This is a genomic window from Hoeflea sp. EC-HK425 (assembly GCF_902498795.1).
Taxonomy (GTDB): domain Bacteria; phylum Pseudomonadota; class Alphaproteobacteria; order Rhizobiales; family Rhizobiaceae; genus Hoeflea; species Hoeflea alexandrii.
Genome location: NZ_LR701572.1, coordinates 2,009,253 through 2,027,999, shown reverse-complemented (window position 1 = coordinate 2,027,999; position 18,747 = coordinate 2,009,253). Strand labels below are relative to the sequence as shown.

Annotated in this window: 23 protein-coding genes; 17 read left to right on the top strand and 6 right to left on the bottom strand. The window is 61.7% G+C overall.

All coding sequences use genetic code 11. The features are described 5' to 3' along the window. Nucleotides 1–57 precede the first annotated feature (57 nt). Complete coding sequence (locus tag SPHINGO391_RS12570) at nt 58–1,716, top strand: acyl-CoA dehydrogenase family protein (protein ID WP_152009148.1); 1,659 nt, start codon at nt 58–60, stop codon at nt 1,714–1,716. On the opposite strand, the gene SPHINGO391_RS12565 is transcribed toward SPHINGO391_RS12570, so the two are convergent. Beyond that, complete coding sequence (locus SPHINGO391_RS12565; RefSeq protein WP_152009147.1) at nt 1,698–2,648, bottom strand: AEC family transporter; 951 nt, start codon at nt 2,646–2,648, stop codon at nt 1,698–1,700. The two genes, SPHINGO391_RS12570 and SPHINGO391_RS12565, sit on opposite strands and share 19 nt — an antisense overlap. Nucleotides 2,649–2,811: 163 nt before the next feature. Here SPHINGO391_RS12565 and SPHINGO391_RS12560 point away from each other — a divergent pair, with 163 nt between their 5' ends. Together SPHINGO391_RS12560 and SPHINGO391_RS12555 are read left to right on the top strand one after the other, a co-directional pair. Continuing rightward, nucleotides 2,812–3,402 carry a hypothetical protein gene (locus SPHINGO391_RS12560; RefSeq protein ID WP_152009146.1) on the top strand — a complete coding sequence of 197 codons (591 nt, stop codon included), beginning with the start codon at nt 2,812–2,814 and terminating at the stop codon, nt 3,400–3,402. Then, nucleotides 3,399–3,749 carry a DUF6105 family protein gene (locus SPHINGO391_RS12555; RefSeq protein WP_152009145.1) on the top strand — a complete coding sequence of 117 codons (351 nt, stop codon included), beginning with the start codon at nt 3,399–3,401 and terminating at the stop codon, nt 3,747–3,749. Before SPHINGO391_RS12560 ends, SPHINGO391_RS12555 begins: the two co-directional genes overlap by 4 nt. Here the strand turns inward: SPHINGO391_RS12555 and ruvX are convergent. Continuing rightward, complete coding sequence (gene ruvX / locus SPHINGO391_RS12550; protein ID WP_152009144.1) at nt 3,735–4,229, bottom strand: Holliday junction resolvase RuvX; 495 nt, start codon at nt 4,227–4,229, stop codon at nt 3,735–3,737. The two genes, SPHINGO391_RS12555 and ruvX, sit on opposite strands and share 15 nt — an antisense overlap. A 107-nt stretch (nt 4,230–4,336) precedes the next feature. Here ruvX and SPHINGO391_RS12545 point away from each other — a divergent pair, with 107 nt between their 5' ends. The 7 genes from SPHINGO391_RS12545 to SPHINGO391_RS12515 all read left to right on the top strand — a co-directional run bounded on the left by SPHINGO391_RS12545 (nt 4,337) and on the right by SPHINGO391_RS12515 (nt 9,649). Then, nucleotides 4,337–5,044, top strand: a complete 708-nt coding sequence (locus SPHINGO391_RS12545; protein ID WP_152009143.1) for a metal-dependent hydrolase — start codon at nt 4,337–4,339, stop codon at nt 5,042–5,044. 109 nt (nt 5,045–5,153) lie between these two features. Further along, a complete protein-coding gene (gene gatC, locus SPHINGO391_RS12540) occupies nt 5,154–5,441 on the top strand; it encodes an Asp-tRNA(Asn)/Glu-tRNA(Gln) amidotransferase subunit GatC (protein ID WP_152009142.1) in 288 nt (95 codons plus the stop codon). A gap of 4 nt (nt 5,442–5,445) precedes the next feature. Beyond that, nucleotides 5,446–5,928 (top strand): GNAT family N-acetyltransferase, encoded by a 483-nt coding sequence (locus tag SPHINGO391_RS12535; protein ID WP_152009141.1) that lies wholly within the window; start codon nt 5,446–5,448, stop codon nt 5,926–5,928. Further along, nucleotides 5,925–7,406, top strand: coding sequence for an Asp-tRNA(Asn)/Glu-tRNA(Gln) amidotransferase subunit GatA (gene gatA, locus SPHINGO391_RS12530; protein ID WP_152009140.1), 1,482 nt, complete (start codon nt 5,925–5,927; stop codon nt 7,404–7,406). Before SPHINGO391_RS12535 ends, gatA begins: the two co-directional genes overlap by 4 nt. 168 nt (nt 7,407–7,574) lie before the next feature. Further along, entirely contained in the window at nt 7,575–7,844 is a 270-nt protein-coding gene (locus SPHINGO391_RS12525; protein ID WP_193217274.1) for a hypothetical protein, read from the top strand. A gap of 19 nt (nt 7,845–7,863) precedes the next feature. Beyond that, the gene (locus SPHINGO391_RS12520; RefSeq protein ID WP_193217273.1) at nt 7,864–9,000 is read left to right on the top strand and encodes a radical SAM protein; all 1,137 of its coding nucleotides are present in this window, start codon (nt 7,864–7,866) and stop codon (nt 8,998–9,000) included. A 115-nt stretch (nt 9,001–9,115) separates the two neighbouring features. Beyond that, nucleotides 9,116–9,649 carry a GNAT family N-acetyltransferase gene (locus tag SPHINGO391_RS12515; RefSeq protein WP_244615415.1) on the top strand — a complete coding sequence of 178 codons (534 nt, stop codon included), beginning with the start codon at nt 9,116–9,118 and terminating at the stop codon, nt 9,647–9,649. Nucleotides 9,650–9,788: 139 nt separating this feature from the next. Here SPHINGO391_RS12515 and SPHINGO391_RS12510 read toward each other — a convergent pair whose 3' ends face one another. Continuing rightward, entirely contained in the window at nt 9,789–10,073 is a 285-nt protein-coding gene (locus tag SPHINGO391_RS12510; protein ID WP_152009137.1) for a DUF6455 family protein, read from the bottom strand. A gap of 185 nt (nt 10,074–10,258) precedes the next feature. Between SPHINGO391_RS12510 and gatB the strand changes: the two genes are divergently transcribed. The 3 genes from gatB (at nt 10,259) to SPHINGO391_RS12495 (ending at nt 13,016) form a co-directional block, all read left to right on the top strand. After that, nucleotides 10,259–11,761, top strand: coding sequence for an Asp-tRNA(Asn)/Glu-tRNA(Gln) amidotransferase subunit GatB (gatB, locus tag SPHINGO391_RS12505; RefSeq protein ID WP_152009136.1), 1,503 nt, complete (start codon nt 10,259–10,261; stop codon nt 11,759–11,761). 30 nt (nt 11,762–11,791) lie between these two features. Continuing rightward, the gene (locus SPHINGO391_RS12500; RefSeq protein WP_152009135.1) at nt 11,792–12,433 is read left to right on the top strand and encodes a YdcF family protein; all 642 of its coding nucleotides are present in this window, start codon (nt 11,792–11,794) and stop codon (nt 12,431–12,433) included. An 85-nt stretch (nt 12,434–12,518) separates the two neighbouring features. Next, nucleotides 12,519–13,016 carry a GNAT family N-acetyltransferase gene (locus SPHINGO391_RS12495; protein WP_152011542.1) on the top strand — a complete coding sequence of 166 codons (498 nt, stop codon included), beginning with the start codon at nt 12,519–12,521 and terminating at the stop codon, nt 13,014–13,016. 14 nt (nt 13,017–13,030) lie between these two features. Here the strand turns inward: SPHINGO391_RS12495 and SPHINGO391_RS12490 are convergent, their stop codons facing one another. Beyond that, on the bottom strand, nt 13,031–13,453 hold the full coding sequence (locus tag SPHINGO391_RS12490) for a hypothetical protein (protein ID WP_152009134.1): 423 nt from the start codon (nt 13,451–13,453) through the stop codon (nt 13,031–13,033). Between the two features lie 175 nt (nt 13,454–13,628). Here SPHINGO391_RS12490 and SPHINGO391_RS12485 point away from each other — a divergent pair, with 175 nt between their 5' ends. The 4 genes from SPHINGO391_RS12485 to SPHINGO391_RS12470 all read left to right on the top strand — a co-directional run bounded on the left by SPHINGO391_RS12485 (nt 13,629) and on the right by SPHINGO391_RS12470 (nt 15,646). Then, the gene (locus tag SPHINGO391_RS12485) at nt 13,629–14,117 is read left to right on the top strand and encodes a DM13 domain-containing protein (RefSeq protein WP_152009133.1); all 489 of its coding nucleotides are present in this window, start codon (nt 13,629–13,631) and stop codon (nt 14,115–14,117) included. Nucleotides 14,118–14,121: 4 nt separating this feature from the next. Next, nucleotides 14,122–14,586 (top strand): GNAT family N-acetyltransferase, encoded by a 465-nt coding sequence (locus SPHINGO391_RS12480; protein WP_152009132.1) that lies wholly within the window; start codon nt 14,122–14,124, stop codon nt 14,584–14,586. 101 nt (nt 14,587–14,687) lie between these two features. Next, nucleotides 14,688–15,086 (top strand): NADH:ubiquinone oxidoreductase subunit NDUFA12, encoded by a 399-nt coding sequence (locus SPHINGO391_RS12475; protein ID WP_152009131.1) that lies wholly within the window; start codon nt 14,688–14,690, stop codon nt 15,084–15,086. Nucleotides 15,087–15,214: 128 nt separating this feature from the next. Further along, complete coding sequence (locus SPHINGO391_RS12470; RefSeq protein WP_152009130.1) at nt 15,215–15,646, top strand: DUF2155 domain-containing protein; 432 nt, start codon at nt 15,215–15,217, stop codon at nt 15,644–15,646. Nucleotides 15,647–15,785: 139 nt separating this feature from the next. Here SPHINGO391_RS12470 and SPHINGO391_RS12465 read toward each other — a convergent pair whose 3' ends face one another. Both SPHINGO391_RS12465 and aat read right to left on the bottom strand, forming a co-directional pair. Continuing rightward, a complete protein-coding gene (locus SPHINGO391_RS12465) occupies nt 15,786–17,891 on the bottom strand; it encodes an OmpA family protein (protein WP_152009129.1) in 2,106 nt (701 codons plus the stop codon). Nucleotides 17,892–18,127: 236 nt separating this feature from the next. After that, on the bottom strand, nt 18,128–18,739 hold the full coding sequence (gene aat / locus SPHINGO391_RS12460; protein WP_152009128.1) for a leucyl/phenylalanyl-tRNA--protein transferase: 612 nt from the start codon (nt 18,737–18,739) through the stop codon (nt 18,128–18,130). Nucleotides 18,740–18,747 lie beyond the last annotated feature (8 nt).

Sequence of the window (18,747 nt, the reverse complement as noted above, 5' to 3'; positions counted from 1 at the left end):
CCGGAAATGCGCGATGTCCCCATGCAAAACCCTGCGAATCCCTGTAAGCGAGGTCCAATGAGCCCGATCCAAGCCTTTGGCCCCCAGGCCGACAATCAGAGCCCGGCCTTTTCCGGACACAATGCCTACCGTTCCGATCCGTTGCTGAAGGACATCGCGGCCGATATGCCGCGCGCGCTTCGCACCGATTTCGAAACGGTCGGAAAGTTCGTGGCCTCCGCCGAGGCTCAGGACCTTGCCGGCATCGCCAATCGTGCCGTGCCCGAGTTGAGAACCCATGACGGTTTCGGCAACCGCATCGACCAGGTCGATTTCCATCCCAGCTGGCATGCGCTGATGCGCCGGGGCGTGGCGTCCGGCCTGCAGGGCTCGGTCTGGGAAGGCCGGCGCGAGGAGGCGGGCTACGCCCACCAGGCCCGCGCCATCCGGTTCTTCCTCACTGCCGGGCTGGAAAGCGGCCATCTGTGCCCGCTGACCATGACCAATGCCTCGATTGCGGCGATCATGGCTTCGCCGCGGATCGAGAAGGCCTGGGCGCCGCAGGTGGTTTCGCGGCGTTATGATTCGAGCCACCGGCCCGCCATGCAGAAATCCGGCGTGACCATCGGCATGGGCATGACCGAAAAGCAGGGCGGCACCGATGTGCGCGCCAACCAGAGCGTCGCCACCCGCGCCGGCGAAGGCGTCTACCGGCTGTCGGGCCACAAGTGGTTTCTCTCTGCACCTATGTCGGATGCCTTTGTCATGCTGGCGCAGACCGGAAGCGACACGTTTGGCGAGCTCAGCTGCTTTCTGGTGCCGCGCATTCTCGAGGACGGCAGCCTCAACGGCCTGCGCCTGCAGCGGCTGAAGGACAAGGTCGGCAACCGCTCCAACGCATCTTCCGAAGTCGAGTTCAGCGACACCTTCGGGTTCCTGCTGGGCGGTGAAGGGGAGGGTGTGCGCACCATTCTGGACATGGTCACCCTGACCCGGCTAGATTGCGCGCTTGCCTCCGCCGGCATGATGCGCGCGAGCCTTGCTGAAGCCGTGCATCACTGCCGCCACCGGCGGGTGTTCGGCGAGTTGCTGATCGATCAGCCGTTGATGGCGCGCGTGCTGGCCGACCTGGCACTAGAGACCGCTGCGGCAACCGCGCTGTCACTGCGCCTGGCGCGCGCTTTTGACAATGCCCGCGACAATCCTGCCGAGGCGGCAATCGCCCGGCTGATGACCCCGGTGGTCAAGTACTGGGTCTGCAAGATCGCCCCGTCGGTCATCTACGAGGTGATGGAGTGCATGGGCGGCAATGGCTATGTCGAGGAACGCGCGGTGGCCCGCCATTACCGCGAGGCCCCGGTCAATGCGATCTGGGAAGGCTCGGGCAATGTCATGGCGCTTGATGTGCTCAGGGTGCTGACCCGTGGCCGTGATCTTTGCGAAGTGGCGCTCGACAGCATCAATCGAGATCTCGGTGCTGCCGGTCCGCGCACGGTTGACGTCCTGCGCGCCTGCATGGCCGTGGCCGAAAGCGATCAGGGAGCCGCACGTCTTCTGACCGAGCAACTGGCGCTGGCTGCTGCCGCTGCGGAACTGACCCGCCTGGGAGCTGGTCATGTCGCCGAAGCCTTTGTCGAAACCCGGCTCGGCGGTGCCTGGCGGTCGACCTACGGCATGCTCGATGCCCGGTTTGATGCCCGCCAGATCGTCGAAGTGCTTTATCCGCCGGCAGCCTGAGCCGCGGCCACCAGCCCCGCGCCCCACATCACGGCAGGAATGGTCAGGAAGGAGGCCGCGGTCTGCACCGTGGTCACGGCTGCGTAGAGTGGAGCGTCGCCGCCCATCTGGCGGGCGAGAAGATAACCGTTCATCGCCGTCGGCACGGCTGCGCACAGGCCCAGGATCAGAACCGTTTCGCCGCCAAGCCCGAACCCGGCCGCCAACCCCACCATGATAATGGGAAACACGATCAGCTTGAGAGCGACAGGGGTTAGCACCGCCGGCCCGGGCCGCAACGCATCGGTGAGTTTCAGTCCGGCTCCGACCAACAGCATCCCGAGACCCAGCGATGCACGCGCGATCAGGTCGACCGAGTATTCGAGCGGCGGATAGATGTCGATGGACAGCGCATTGACCGCGATACCCGCGACACAGCCGAGAATGAGCGGGTTGCCCGCGATCCGCTTGACCAGGGTCGCCATGCTGCGCCCGCCGGTGCCGTACCAGACCAGCATGATCACATTGATGAAATTGAGCGGAATGACAATCAGCGCCAGCACCAGCGCCACGAGTACCATGCCGCTGTCCCCGGTGAGCTTTTCCGCGATCGCCAGAGCCACGAACCCGTTCCACCGCGAAGATGTCTGAAACAGCGTCGTGTAGCTCGCATCCGACATGCCCGACGCCCTGGCCAAGGGGTAAAGCGCGATCAGCAGCACCGTCATGACCGCAACCGCAAGCAGGGAAACAGCCGCGACGGTCCCCAGCTCGATGCCGGAATAGTCGGCCTTCGCCAGGGTGAGAAACAGCAGAAACGGGAAAAACAGGTAATAGCCGAGCGTTTCCAGGCCGGGCCAGACGCTCTGGTCGATAAACGGGGTACGCCGCAGGACCACGCCGAGGAGCACGATCAGGAAAATCGGCAAAATGCTTTCAAATATGGGGATCATGAGGGCCGCCGGATGAAGAATGCCCTCTCATAAGCGGCGCTGGCGCGATGGGCAATGGCAGCCGTTAACCTTAACACAAGGTTAACATTGCGTGGACAGGTCGGCACCGTCATGGTGGAGGGACGAAATCATTCCTGCCCCACGAACCCGCAACGGACCCGTGATGATATCCAGCCGTCTCTACTATGCCTCGATGATGCTGTTCTGGGTCTGCTATCTGTCGCTGCTGGCGTTGGTCGTGATTTATGCACCGCAGGGCGGCGTCGCCTTGGCCGGGTTTACATTGTTTGCCGACACCGGTCTGATCGCGACGGCGCTCGAAGCGATGCAGGCGATCGGTCTGTCGGCATTCGGACAAAGCGTTGTCTTCGGTCTTCTCGGCGGTTTCAGCGCGGCTTCCGCCGGTCTGTTGATGTTTGCGATGATGTTTTATGTCTTTGGCGAGGAGCGCGAACAGCGCGAGGCTCGTCCGCTGGCGCAGGGGGCGGTGGCCTGCACGGCGCTCGCCGCGATGCTTGCCACCATGATCTTCTTCGCCGGCGGCGAGGCGGGCGCACTGCTGGCGCTTGAGTTCGGCGCGCTTGGTGGCCTGTTCCTGACGGTCATGTCACTTGGCCAGTCGCACATCGAACCCGACGCGGTCACGGAGAGTGATTCAATCGAGCTTGACGCGGTCATCGCCGAGCATGCAGCCAATCACGCGGCTTTCAGCGCTCAGCTTGCGTCCTTGTCGAGGCAGGGAGCCCAGTCATGAAGGTCTTCCTCATCCTCTGGGTCACGCCCATCGTCCTGCTCGGCAGCTGGTACGGCCTGTCCTACTACGACATGAATTTCGGCTTTCGCATTCTCAGCCGCGATCTGCACGACCTGGTCTTCACCATCTATGGCAACCTGCTCGGCATACCCCCCGAAACGATTCCGCCACTGGTGCTCAAGGCGATCATTCTCGACACGTTTCTGGTCATCGGCTTTATCGTGATCAAGCGCCGCCGCAAGCAAATCTGGGCTGGCACGCGCAGGATGCTGGGCTGGACCGAAAGCCGCGAAGACGCGATGCAGGTCCCCAACTCTGCCGAAGCCGAGTATTCACGGATTTCCTGATGCAGCTTTCTGCGCGCGCAATCCGGCGAGCCGGTCGAGCGCGCCCTGCAGGATGAAACTGGCGGCTGCCGAATCGATGCGCTCCTTGCGCTTCTTGCGCGAAACATCCATCTCGATCAGCGCCCGTTCGGCGGCCACGGTCGACAGCCGCTCGTCCCAGAACACGAACGGAAGGTCCGTCTTCTGCGCCATGTTGCGCACGAAGGCCCGTGTTGCCTGGGCGCGGGGGCCTTCGCTGCCATCCATGTTGACCGGCAGGCCGATCACCGCCGCACCCACCTTGTCCTGTTCGAGCGCTGCCAACAGCGCCATCGCGTCGATCGTGAACTTCTTGCGCCGGATCATCGGCCGCGGCGAGGCAAGCCTCCACGACAGGTCCGAGACGGCCAGACCAATGGTTTCCGTTCCCAGATCGATGCCGGCGATGGTTTGCCCGGGCTTGGTGTGCTCGAACAGCTCTTCAATGGTAATGGCCGCCATTTTTTACTCTCTGCCTTTGCGCCACGGCGTCAGCCGCGCTAGATGGTGGGTTTAGCGAACAAGCCCTGGAAATGCGAGGGCTGGTCAATTGCGAGGGAGAGCAACGCATGAAAATCACCTGGCTCGGTCACGCCGCGTTCCGTCTGGAAACTGCCAAATCGACGATCCTCATCGATCCGTTCTTCACCGGAAACCCCTCCTTTGAAGGCAATGACCGCAAGGATGCGGTCAAGGACGTGACCCATATCCTGCTCACCCATGGTCACGCCGACCATATCGGTGATACCGCGACGATCGGCAAGGAAACCGGCGCGACCGTCGTCTGCAACTATGATCTTGGCATCTGGCTCGGCCATCATCAGGGTGTCGATAAGCTCGAGATGGGCAACACCGGCGGCACCATCTCGCTCGACGGCTTCTCGGCGACATTCGTCAACGCCTTCCATTCCTCCGCGCAGATCACCCAGGACGGTGTCTCGCATTCGCTCGGCAGCGCCAACGGCCTGATGTTGCATTTCGAGGATGAGCCCGGGCTTCTTCACATGGGCGACACCGACATCTTCTCCGACATGGCGCTGATCAACGAGCTGCACCGTCCGGAAATCGGCATCGTGCCGATCGGTGACCGCTTCACCATGGGCGGAGCGGTGGCGGCACTCGCCTGCCGCAGGTTCTTCTCCTTCGCCAAGGTGCTGCCCTGCCATTACGGCACGTTCCCGATCCTCGACCAGACCGCCGATGCCTTCGTCGAGGCGATGGAAGATGACGCTGAGACCGTTGCCGTGCCGAAATCCGGCGAGAGCGTGACTGTGTGAGACAAGCCCGTCCGGGCGACAACCAGACAAATCGGTGCCCCGCAGTTGCGCGGCTGCGCGCTCGCGGCTATAGCGGGGCCACCTGTTCATATCACCCGATGAGGACCCGATGTCCGTAGATCTTGCCACCGTCAAACGCGTTGCGCACCTGGCCCGCATTGCGGTCACCGACGAGGAAGCCGCCCGCATGGAAGGCGAACTCAACACCATTCTGGGCTTTGTCGAGCAACTCTCCGAAGTTGATGTCGATGGCGTCGAGCCGATGACTTCTGTTACCCCGATGGCGATGAAGAAACGTGTCGATGTCGTCACCGACGGCTCCAAGGCCGAGGACATCGTCGCCAACGCGCCCGACTCCACGGACAATTTCTTTGTCGTCCCCAAGGTGGTCGAGTAGCGCAATGGCTGTTTCGGTCGCCATTGAATCCCCGCTTCAGGATGACGTCACAGGGCTTGTCGAGGCGCTGGATGCCTATCTGGTGCCTCTGGCGCCGGTCGAATTTCATTTCGGCCTGAACATCGAGGAAATGGCGGGCGACGCCACCGCAGTGTTCGTGGCGCGCTCGGATGCGGGAGAGGCGGTCGGCCTCGGCGCACTCAAGGATGTCGGCCTCGACACCGGCCTGCGGACCGGCGAGGTCAAGCGGATGTTCACCGCGCCCACGGTGCGCGGCCAGCGCATTGGCTCGACGCTGCTCGATGCGATTTGCGCGCGCGCGCGCGAACTGGGCATTGAACGGCTGGTTCTTGAAACCGGCGTGGGCGAGGGGCTTGCGGCCGCCGTCCGGCTTTATGAAAATCATGGCTTCACCGAGTGTGGTGCCGTCCTCGATTACCCTGATTCCGGCTATTCCCGGTTCTTTGAAAAGAAGTTGTCCGCATGAGTGACCTGATCCGTCTGACCATCGCTGAAGCCCGAGACGAAATGAAGAAGGGCGCCTTTTCCAGCGTCGAGCTGACCGACGCCTATCTGGCGGCCATCGAGGCGGCCAACCCGGTGATCAATGCCTATGTGAAGATCACCGCCGACAAGGCCCGCGAGATGGCGAAAGCCTCCGACGCCCGCCGCGCCGGCGGTACGGCCGGCGCACTGGAAGGCATCCCGCTCGGCGTCAAGGACCTCTACGCCACCGATGGCGTTCACACCCAGGCCTGCTCCCACGTGCTTGACGGCTTCGAGCCGCGTTACGAATCCACCGTCACCGCCAATCTCTGGTCCGATGGCGCAGTCATGCTCGGCAAGCTCAACATGGACGAATTCGCCATGGGCTCGTCCAACGAGACCTCCTACTACGGTCCTGTGATCAACCCCTGGCGCGCCGAAGGCTCCAATGCCAACCTTGTGCCCGGCGGCTCCTCGGGTGGCTCTGCCGCTGCCGTTGCGGCGCTGATGTGCGCAGGCGCCACTGCCACCGATACCGGCGGTTCGATCCGCCAGCCCGCGGCCTTTACCGGCACCGTCGGCATCAAGCCCACCTATGGCCGCTGCTCGCGCTGGGGCATCGCAGCCTTTGCCTCCTCGCTCGACCAGGCCGGCCCCATCGCTCGCGACGTGCGTGATGCCGCGATCCTGCTCACGTCGATGGCCTCGGTCGACGACAAGGACACCACCTCGGTCGACCTGCCGGTACCCGATTACGAGGCGGCGCTGGGCGGTTCGGTCAAGGGCCTGAAGATCGGCATTCCGCGCGAGTACCGCATTGACGGCATGCCTGAAGAGATCGAAGCACTGTGGCAGCAGGGCATTGCCTGGCTCAAGGATGCCGGCGCCGAGATCGTCGACATCGAACTGCCGCACACCAAATATGCGCTGCCGGCCTATTACATCGTCGCCCCCGCCGAGGCTTCGTCCAACCTCGCCCGCTATGACGGTGTCCGCTACGGCCTGCGCGTGCCCGGCAAGGACATTGCCGACATGTATGAGCAGACCCGCGCCGCAGGTTTCGGCCAGGAGGTCAAGCGCCGCATCATGATTGGCACCTATGTCCTCTCCGCCGGTTATTATGACGCCTATTACCTGCGCGCCCAGAAGGTTCGCAGCCTGATCAAGCGTGATTTCGAAATGGCCTTCGAGGCTGGTGTCGACGCAATCCTGACGCCCGCGACCCCCTCCTCGGCCTTTGCCATCGGGGACGAGAGCCTCGCCAGCGACCCGGTCAAGATGTACATGCAGGACGTCTTCACCGTCACCGTCAACATGGCAGGTCTGCCGGGCATTTCAGTTCCTGCGGGCCTTGACCCGAAGGGTCTGCCGCTCGGCCTGCAGCTGATCGGCCGTCCCTTCGAGGAAGAAACCCTGTTCAAGACCGCCCACGTGATCGAGCAGGCCGCCGGCCGGTTCGAAGCCAGGAAGTGGTGGTAACACGCGGCTTGATTTCGAGCTGTCAGCAGACCTGATAGGGCCTTGCTCATCATGCACCACTCTTATGCGGCGTGTGGTCATTGACGGTTGTCAATGGCGGGCAATGGAAATCGGATACAATCCTTTGGTGTTGGAGGCTTTTTGCCCCACGTCTTTGAGGAGAGTGTCATGTCATCGAAAACAGTCCGAAAGCTGCTGGAACGTGATCCCGAATTCGTTGCGAAATTTCTCACCGGACCATCGTCCGCGCTGAAGGAGTATGGCATCGATCCGGAGACCCTTCCGGAAAAGCAAGTCCATGCCCTTGAGGCGATGGTTCAGCAGACCCAGGAAAACATTCGCACCAACGCCAAGTTGGTCGGTGTGGAAATGGCAAAGTCCGAATGGGGCATTGGCATGGGATGCTGCAACGACGTCAATACCCGCTTCATGGAGTAGCCGTTGCGGCGGCTCTGAAATGAAGACCCTTGCAATATATCTGACCGGCGCCTGCAATCTTCGTTGCAAGCATTGCAGCGTCGGTTTTGACCAATACAGGCCCCGCCAGGCCCTATCGGATGATGAAATCATAAGGGTGCTGGACCGGGCGCGCGAGCGTGAAGTTGAGTTCATTACCTTCCTTGGTGGTGAACCCTTCTATTCGCCGCATGACCTGCCCAGGATTTTCGGCCATGCCGAAGCATTGGGCATCAATGTCTCGGTGAACACCAACCTGTTCTTCTACGAACGTCTGGAAGAGCTGTTCGGCTACACCAGTTTGCAGAATGTTGTCGTCAGCGTCGACGGCGCGAGCGCCGAGAGCCATGATGCCATGCGGGGCAAAGGCAGCTTCGAGCGCACGGTCGGCAATCTGCGCAAACTTGTCAAAACCAGAAACGCACTCCGGCCGGATATCACGATCGATGTGACGTTTGCCCTGTCCGACCTCAATCGCCGGGACAATCTCAAGATGTTCAGGCTTGCAGAGGACATCGGGATCGACTGTCTCAATGTCAACATTGTCCAGCCGATAGGTCGCGCCGGCAAGTTCAGGCAAAGGGTGATGGGGGATGATGCGGGCTACATCGAAGCTCTGGCACAGATTTTCATCTATTTTCTGGCTCGCAAGCCCGCTTTCAAGCTCAGCGTTCCAATTCCTCCGGCAGTCGCCGCCTTTATCAACCAGAAATACGCAGTGCCGATGGAGGTCTTTACCAATGAACGGATGTGCGGCGGCACCTCCGTCTACACCTATATCGATCTTATGGGAAACCTGCTGCCATGTCCGGGTCTTTCCTATGAGGAGGGCCGGAACAGTCTGATGAACCGCAGACAATCGCGGCTTAGCATCGTTGATCACAAGATCTCCGAGATCGAGGAGAGCAGCCTGTTCCAGGCTTTTGAGACCGCCCGCAAGACGCATTCGAAGAACGCGTTGTTTGATCCCTGCAATCGGTGCGCGTTTTCCGACCGTTGTTCTCCATGCACATCTGCCTACTACAAGACCGGCGCCAATCTTGAAATCTCCCTGTGCAAGCGCGTCAGCAATCTGGTGGCCGAATCCGGTGAGCAGTTTTCGGTCTTCAAGCAAACGGACCTTTCCGAAAGCTTCTGACAGGCATGCCGGCGGAGCTTAAGTCCCCGCCGGACTTGATGGCGCACAAAATACCGGCAATTATGTTCAGACCCGTTCGCTTGGGGCGCAGCGGAGGAATCACGGAGCGGTCTTGATGATAGCTATCCGGCCTGCCAGTTCCGCGGAAGCTCAGGATCTCGCCAAGATCGGTCTGGCTGCCTGGGAAAAGGCGATACGCGTCTGGGGCGAGGATGCCGATCGCCTGCGTGAGAATGCCAGGGAAGCCTACTACGATTTCTGCACCCGCTGCTGGCCCGATATCCTGGTCGCCGAATGGGATGGCGAACTTGCCGGCTGGGGATCCTGCGAAAAAGCCGACGATTTCATCACCGATCTCTGGGTTTTGCCGGAGTTCCAGGGCAGGGGAATCGGCACCGCGCTGCTCGACAAGATTGAATCGGGCATCCGGCAGCGCGGTTTTACCGCCGCGCGGCTCGACACCCATGCGCGCAACATCGGCGCAATCCGGCTCTACAAGCGTCTGGGCTATCGGGTGAAGACCTATTTCGTCAGCTACTCCGAACCGCTTGATGAAGACATCGACAAGGTGGAGATGATCAAGGAATTCGAGCCCGGCACCGAACCTGCCGATCCCGGGACCGGTGACTATGGTCTTTACGGCATGTGATCCCGGGTGAGGGGACACGCTGGAGCGTTGCTTCTCTGCCGGGCAAAAAAAGACCCGGATGCGGTGATTCCGATCCGGGTTCCTAAGTCGGGCAAAGAAGACTTTGCCTAGAGGGAGCAGAAAATGCCTGAAAGGAAAATCAGGCCGCCGGTTGCGTGTTCGCTTCGGCGTTGGTGAGCACACGCTCGAAAAGGTCGTGGTTGCGGCAGAACGAAGGCGCTTCATCCGGATTTGCCTCGTGCGACAGCCAGTGCTGGCACGCATCCGGACGATCACAGGTCATGCAGCGGTTGGCCGCGCGGCGCAGCACGCCGGCATGATCCGGCAGCTTCCAGATCTCCTCGGCAACGCCAAGCTTCTTCATCATGGCGTCCATCAGGTCTGCCTGTTTCGTCAAGCGGCTGAAAATATCGAGTACGCTCATGATCATCTCCTCTTCGATGTTGACCACAGAATTCCATGAGACCCGTGCGGCCGCATTGATCTCGGTCAAACATTTTGCAGGTTGTATCGGGGTCTCGGGCCACCAGCAGCCCGGAAAGCCTTGCAGTCGGGCCGGCTTTGTTCTACCCGACAGGGAGCTGATCCTTGTAAGAAAATGAGCCTGCCATGAGCCTCGTCGATACCCGTACTCCCGATCCCAAACGCCTGATTTCCGGTGCCACCGGTGACTGGGAAATCATCATCGGACTGGAAGTCCACGCCCAGGTCACGAGCCATTCGAAGCTGTTTTCCGGCTCCTCGACCGAATTCGGCAAGGCCGCCAATTCCAATGTCAGCCTGGTGGATGCGGCCATGCCCGGCATGCTGCCGGTGATCAACGAGGAATGCGTGGCCCAGGCCGTGCGCACCGGGCTTGGCCTGAAGGCGCAGATCAACAACCGCTCGGTGTTCGACCGCAAGAACTACTTTTATCCCGACCTTCCGCAGGGCTATCAGATCTCCCAGTACAAGGATCCGATCGTCGGCGAAGGCAAGATCATCATTTCTGTCGGTCCTGACCGCCAGGGCCAGTTCGAGGACATCGAGATCGGCATCGAGCGGCTCCACCTCGAGCAGGACGCCGGCAAGTCGATGCACGACCAGCACCCGTCTATGTCCTATGTCGATCTCAACCGCTCCGGCGTCGCGCTGATGGAAATCGTCTCCAAACCGGACATGCGCTCGGCCGACGAGGCCAAGGCCTATGTCACCAAGCTGCGCTCGATCCTGCGCTATCTGGGCACCTGCGACGGCAACATGGACGAAGGCTCGATGCGCGCCGACGTCAACGTGTCCGTGCGCAAGCCCGGCGGTGAATTCGGCACCCGCTGCGAGATCAAGAACGTCAACTCGATCCGCTTCGTCGGCCAGGCGATTGAATCCGAAGCCCGTCGCCAGATCGCCATCATCGAGGACGGCGGCACGATTGACCAGGAAACCCGCCTGTTCGATCCGCAGAAGGGCGAGACCCGCTCGATGCGTTCCAAGGAAGACGCGCACGACTATCGTTACTTCCCCGATCCGGATCTGTTGCCGCTGGAATTCGATGATGCCTATGTCGCCGCGCTGAAGGCCGATTTGCCCGAGCTGCCGGATGACAAGAAGGCCCGCTTCGTCGCCGATATGGGCCTGAGCGTCTACGACGCCTCGATCCTGGTCTCGGAAAAGGCGATCGCCGACTATTTCGAGGAAGTGGCGGCTGGTCGCGACGGCAAGATGGCTGCCAACTGGGTGATCAACGACCTGCTGGGCGCCTTGAACAAATCCGGCAAGGGCATTGAAGAGACTCCGGTTTCCCCCGCTCAGCTCGGCGCCATCATCGACATGATCAAGGACGGCACCATTTCCGGCAAGATCGCCAAAGACCTGTTCGAAATCATCTGGGAAGAAGGCGGCGATCCGGCAGAAGTGGTCGAAAAACGCGGCATGAAGCAGGTCACCGATACCGGCGCCATCGAGAAGGCCGTCGACGAGGTGATTGCCGCCAACCCGGATCAGGTGGCCAAGGCCCAGGCCAAGCCCGCGCTCGCCGGCTGGTTCGTCGGCCAGGTGATGAAGGCAACCGGCGGCAAGGCAAACCCGAAGGCGGTGCAGGACCTGGTCAAGGCCAAGCTCGGCATCGAGCAGTAAGCTGCCGTGGCAGCTGGCGGTCTTTCGGTGATGGACTACGCTCAGGCTCTCTGGGATTACCACAACACCGGGACATCGCTTGAGCAAGCCGACGTTATTGTCGGTCTGGGGAGTTATGACCTGCGTGTGGCGGATCGCTGCGCAGAGCTCTATGCCGAAGGATGGGCGCCGCTGGTGATCTTCACCGGCGCCTCGGGCAACTGGACCAGCGGAAAGCTTGCAGGGTCCGAGGCCCAGGCGTTTTCAGACCGCGCTATTGCCTTGGGCGTACCGCAACACGCAGTCCGGCTTGAAGAGACGGCAACCAATATCAGCGAAAACATCAGGTTTGTTCGCGCCCACGCACCCGGAGCCGGCAAAGTGATCTGGGTCACCAAGCCGCAAACACAGAGGCGGGTGAGCGCGACGCTTCCGGTCAGTTGGCCCGGGGTGATCTCGATAATCACTGCTCCGCAGCACGGGTTGGCGGCGCAACCCGTTGCGCATCATTCGTTTGAGGCGTTGGTCTCCGAGATGGTTGGTGATACATGGCGCATGGCTGCATACGCTGACAAAGGGTTTCAGGCCCGGCAACCACTGGGGCCGGATGTGCAAATGGCTTTTGATGAGTTGGTTGCGGCCGGCTTCACGGACCATTTACCGCCAACGGTTCGTTCGCTTCTTGACCGCTGAACCCGTTGGGGATGAAACTGCTCATGCTTCCGGTGAGCAAGAGTCAATCGCAATGGGCGCATTCGCAAACACCAGGGAAAAATTGATGTTCTTCGTCCGCTCCGCATCTTCACGCGACATCCCGGCGATCCGGGAGGTGCTGGCCGAGACCTGGCGCGCCACCTACGCGCCGTTCTACGGGGCGGCGAAGGTCGAGGAGATCATCGCCGACTGGCATTCGGAAGCTGCGGTCAAGGCCTCGCTGGAGCGGCCGGACGGCGAATTCCTGGTGGCCGATGACGGTAACCGGATCGGAGGCATGGCCTTCGCCAGTCACGCTTCGGGAACCCATGTCGTCTCCCTGCATCAGCTCTATGTCAGGCCCGAATGCCAGGGGCTTGGCATCGGTCGTGATCTCTTTGCCGAGATCGAGACCTGCTTTCCCGGAGCACAGAGCCTCACGCTGGAAGTCGACCCCGGCAACGAGCCGGCGATTGCCTTTTACCAGGCGCATGGAATGAGCGAGACCGGTCGCACCGACAATTGCGGCAAGGGCCAATCGGGTATTCCCGCGCTCATCATGACAAAACCGCTCGCCGGATAGGGCGCGGCGCCTTATCAGTTTGCCTGCAACTCCTGGCCCCTGTCATCCCAGAACCGCACGGCGGAGCACTCCCGGATGAAATCCCTGCGGGAGAGATCGCAGGCGACCTCGACGGCTGCCATCAACGCTTCCTTCGAATCCCAGCCGCACAGATACTCGTGCCAGTGGATGCCTTCCTTGTGCTGGACGAAGAGATCCGCCGACCAGCCTGCCGGATAGCACCATTTCACCCTGAGGCAGTCTTGCGCCATCGCACCGCCTTCAACGCACTTCTGCCGCGCGCAGGCGAGCGTCTTGTCGGTGCTTTGTCCGGTGCATACGCCCGAGGATTGTTCCGGCGCCTCGGCGAAGGCGATGCCGATCGGGCCGTCCTGGGCGATTGCCGGCGATGCCACCGCCAGCGCGATCAGGATTGTATAAATATGTTTCAGAATCATCGGTTGTCCCCCACTGCGTGTCCTGTCCCCGGATCATGCGGGCATTTTTCCTGTGTGAACAGTCCAGAGTCCGATTGACCCGGGCAGAAGCATGCCGACAAGGTTACCGGACGACGATCTACGTAAGCTTGATTGTCGGCATCCGCAGGCGCGGAACGGCCAGGGGGCGCAAGGCATGACACAGGGTTACAAAATCGCCATACCGGTCTTCGTCCTCGGCTTTCTTGCCGGAGCGGGTTTCTGGTACCTGTTTTCACCGTCCTTCATAGATCGTGTGGTCAGCGAGGAGCTGCCTGCAGGCCTCGAACTCACGGAAACGCGCAACGGCCAGTTCCGCGATGTCGATGGAGCGCACCGCGGTTCGGGGATGGTGAGGGTGCTCTCCAATGAGGCCGGCGGTGCGCTGCTGCGGTTCACCGATTTCGAAGTGACCAACGGTCCGGATCTGGAAGTGTGGCTGGTCCGGAACCCGGATCCGAAAAGATCCGCCGATGTGAGCGCCAGTCAATGGGTGTCGCTCGGCCCGCTCAGGGGCAACAAGGGTGACCAGACCTATGTGGTTCCCGAAGGCACTGACATGGCCGACTGGGGATCCGTGGTGATCTGGTGCGAGCAGTTCAGCGTGCTGTTTTCGGTCGCTACCCTCCTGCCGGCGGGAAACTGAACTGATGGCAGCCAAGGTGGAGATCCGCCACGCCGAACGCACCGATGTGGCAACCATTGCGGCGATGTTCGCCGAGGATGCGCTTGGCGGGCACGGCGACAGTGACGATCCGGCAGATCTGCCGGACTATCTCGCCGCATTCGACCGTATCGCTGCAAGTCCCAACGACAGCCTGTATGTTGCGGTCTGCGACGGCGAGGTGGTCGGCACATTCCAGACCACGCTGATCACATCGCTGACCGGCAGGGGTGCATCCAATCTGACCGTGGAAGCAGTCCATACCCGTTCCGACATGCGCGGGCACCGGATCGGCGAGGCGATGATCAGTCACGCCATCGAACAGGGCAGGGCGCAGGGTGTCCGTCTGATCCAGTTGATGTCAAACGCCAGCCGCCAGGACGCGCACCGGTTTTACACCCGTCTCGGGTTCACTCAGAGCCATTTCGGTTTCAAGTTGAAATTGCGCTGAGCTGCGGGCTGCGAGACTGGACAATACCGCTTCAGCGGGCCATAAGGCGGGTTGTGACGCGGCTGCGATTTGGCCGCCAGGTCCACGCACGAGAGGCTTTCATGAAGGCGCTACTTCTTCAGATTTTCACCTGGTGGAACGGACAGACCCTCGGCACCCGGTTTCACACCTGGCGCCACGGCAAGCGCGTCGGTGAAGATGCGGCCGGCAATGTCTATTATGAAGGCGGTTCGGACTCCGAAGGCCGCACACGGCGCTGGGTGATTTTCAACGGCCCATCCGAGCCTTCGGCGATTCCTTCCGGCTGGCATGGCTGGATGCATCACCGTACGGATGTTTCGCCCGCGGCCGAAACCTATGTGGCCAAGGCCTGGGAACAGGCGCATGAGGCCAACATGACCGGCACCGCTCGGGCCTACCGTCCGAAGGGCTCGATCCTCAATCAGGGTGCACGCCCGCATGTCACCGGCGATTATGACGCCTGGACCCCGAAATCCTGATCTGCTGCCTGAGCCTTGGCGCAGCCATGCCACAATTCATGGTTAACGCTTCATTGACGGCGGTAAGCTAGGCTTTCGGCTGGACGTGCCGGGAACGGCCCCTTGCGGCCTTGTGACGAGTGAAGCGAATGATTTTTCCCAAGAATATCCTTGCAAGAAGCGCGGGAGCGCTTGGTTTTGCCGCAGTTGCGCTGGCCGGTCCGGCAACACCGGTCGAGGCTGCCCGTATCGAGAACCCGGTTGCGGTGTTTTCAGGCATCGACAAGATCACCGGGCGAATCACCACCTTCGACGTCTATGTCGGAGAGACCGTCCAATTCGGCGCGCTGCAGGTCACCCCGCGGGTCTGCTACAGCCGCGACGAGACCGAGGCGCCGAAGACAACCACCTTTGTCGAGGTTGATGAGATCACTCTCGACCGCAAGATCCGGCGTCTGTTCACGGGCTGGATGTTCGCCGACTCTCCAGGGCTCAACGCCGTCGACCATGCCGTCTATGACGTCTGGCTCAAGGACTGCAAGCAGGAATCGGATGTTCCTGCGCCATCGCCGGGCAACTGATTTCTTCGGATCTTTGTGAAGCCTGGACATCGGTTATCCGGGCGGTCCGGCTCGATTATGATCGCTGCCGTCCCATGTCAAAACGCCGCGCATCCAATCTGATGCGCGGCGTTTTCTCTGGCTGTTGCGGTTCAGCCGCTCAGCGTGATGCAACCGGCGTTACCAGCGGGGTGATGCGTCGGATCGTGACCCGCCTGTTGAGCCGTTCCGGCGCCTCCGTGCGTACCTTCAGGTAGCGTTCGCCATATCCCTGTGTGACCAGGTTCTCCGGAGGAATGCCGAACACATCACTCAGAGCCACGGCAATCGTTTCCGCCCGCCGGTCCGAAAGCAGCAGGTTGGCCTCGTCACGGCCAACCGCGTCGGTGTGGCCTTCGATCAGGAAGGTCTCGGCCGGATTGCGTTCGAGTATCCTGCTGATTGCATCGGCAACATCCGCCAGCCTCTGGATCTGGTCTTCGGCAATCGTCGCCTTGCCGAATTCAAACGTCAGGCTGTCGAGGTCGACACGACGTACCTTGTCGCGGACACGGGCCGAGCGCCGGACTTCTTCGACCGAGTAGAGGCGTTCGACCTGCTCCACCGGCGGCTCGAGCAGGAAGTCCAGGAACGCAGACGGATCGGCGGACGTGGCATCAAGGATATAGTCGCCGATCGGAATAGACAGCCGCAGCGGCGGAAGCTCGCGGCCGGGGTCGACAAAGGCCTCGCGCGAACCGTCGCTCTTCGCTTCAGCGTAGAACAGGACATATTCGCGCCCGTCCGGCATCACCTTGCTGCGCTGGATGACATCGCCCCAGCGGTTGGTGATGGTGACCAGCTTGACGCCGTTCGGCCTTTGGATGACTTCACGCACCCGGCCGCCGCGCAGCTGCTCATAATAGACCTCGTTGCTGCCGGCCCTCAGTCGGTTGCCGTCATCATGCTCGATGATGGTGCGGTTATCGATCTGAATGATGGTCCGGTTGTCGATCTGGTTGACGACGCTGACATTGGTCTGCGCCTCCCGTTCGGGACGTTCCTCCATCCTTTCGCCGATTTCGGCAAGTGACTGGGGTGCGGGTTCACTCGCGGTTGTCTTGGCCTGGGCGTCTGCATCTGATGTCGGCGCAGGAGCTGCCGGGCCGCTTGATGCCGGGGCGGGTGCCGCAACACTTCCAGCTTCGGGTCCGGTGTCTTCCTTGGCGCTGTCAAGCACCGGTGCGCCGTCCTCGACCGGAAGGGTGAGAACGTCTTCATCGCCTGCTGCCTCTGCCTTTTCCGGTTCTTGCGGGGTGTCTGGCGAGGCGGTGTCTGCTTCAGCTTCCGAGTTGGACCCGGTATCTGAGCCTGCGTCTGCTTCAGCGGCGGTGTCTGCGGCAGGTGCCTGGTTGTCATCGGCCGAACCTTGCTGTGCCGGGGTCTCTTCGGGGTCGGAGCCGGCCGGGGTCGCATCTGCAGGCGCGGCTTCCATCGGTTGGCTGTCTTCCGGTGCTGTGTCCGCGGCAGGTTCAACCATAGGCGCAGCGGCTTGCGGTTGCGTAGCGGTTTCGTCCTCCGCTTCCGGGGCGGTCTGCTCTGCGGGTGCGTCTTCGACTGGCGCCACCTCCTTCACCGCCGGCTCGTTGGCCGGCGCGGGGTCCGGTTCCACCGCTTCTGCGGGCTCTTCGGCCTGCGGACCGGTAGCAGGGGGCGTCGCGGTATTTTCCGGGGCCGGTAAATCGGGGTCCTCGACCTCGGGCGTTGTCGCCGCCGGGGCAGTCTCGGTCGGAGTCTCCTCAGTCGCCGTCGTGTTCTCGGCAACAGGCTCGACGGCAACGGTTCCGGCTTCATCGCCAACCGGCGCTGCCGGCTGTACGGCTGCGGCATCGCTCTCGGTACTTGCGTCCGCCGGCTTGGGAGCGGGAGATGACGCCTCGGGAACAGGGGCGGTTTCCGCTGTGGGGGCGGGCGCTTCAGGTTCCGCTTCATTCGTGGCCTGGGCTGCGGCCTGGGCGGCCTCGAGTTCAGCCTCGGCGGCTGCGACGTCGGCCTGGGCTTGCGCGACATCGCCACCGGTAGATTCGGCGGTTGCCTGACGCTCGACAGCGCCCTTGAGCGCGGCCTCGGCATCGGCAACACTCGATTGAGCATTGATCAGGTTCCGTGTCACCACGGGCACGTTGATGTTCAGAGATCTGTTCTGGTTCATCGGCAGCGCGTGGGAAAAGCCTATGCTGCAAAGGCTGATGGCGGTGGAGGCAAGTAGAATCCGTGTTGATGTCACGAGGGCATCTCCTGTGGGTGATCGTTCCTTCCTGCCCTCAACGCCTCTGTGCACCCGGCGGTTCCATTCGCCCTGAAGTCAAATGGTATCGAACAGCAGCTTTCTGAACGGATCACGCGCGCCCGGAGCCTGATCCAGATGCCCTGGTCGTTCTGGTCATGTGAGTGGACCTTACCGCCGGAGGGGCATTTGCCAGCGCGTCGCCATGGTTTTGGTAAACGCGGGTAGACCTGCGCTCAGGGAAACGGCAGGTCTCGCCCTTCGAGCGCCTCGGCCAGCATCCCGGAGTAATCGTCCCGTGGGATATCGATGGCGCCAAAGCGCTTCAGGTGCTCGGTGGTAAACTGGGTGTCGAGCAGCACGAACCCGCGCTCACGCAGTTTCTCGACAAGATGGACGAGGCAGATTTTCGAAGCGTCCGTGGCGCGGCTGAACATGCTTTCGCCGAAGAACGCACGGCGCAACGACACGCCATAAAGCCCGCCGACCAGCTCGCCGTCCAGCCAGGCTTCAACCGAATGGGCGTGGTTGAGCCTGTGTAGCTCGCCGTAGAGCTCGGTAATGGTTGAATTGATCCAGGTCGAAGGGCGATTCTCGACGCTCTCCGCGCAGGCCGCCACCACCTGGTCGAATGCCGTGTTGAACCTGATCTCGAAGGGGGCCTGCCGCACCGTGCGGGCGAGCCGCTTGGGGATGTGGAACGCATCGAGCGGCAGCACGCCCCGCAACTCCGGTTCGACCCAGAAAAGATCCGGATCGTCAGCCGAATCCGCCATCGGAAACAGGCCCGAGGCATAGGCGCGCAGCAGAAGATCTGGCGTGATCCTGTGATCGGCGCCGTGCCGCACCTCAGCCT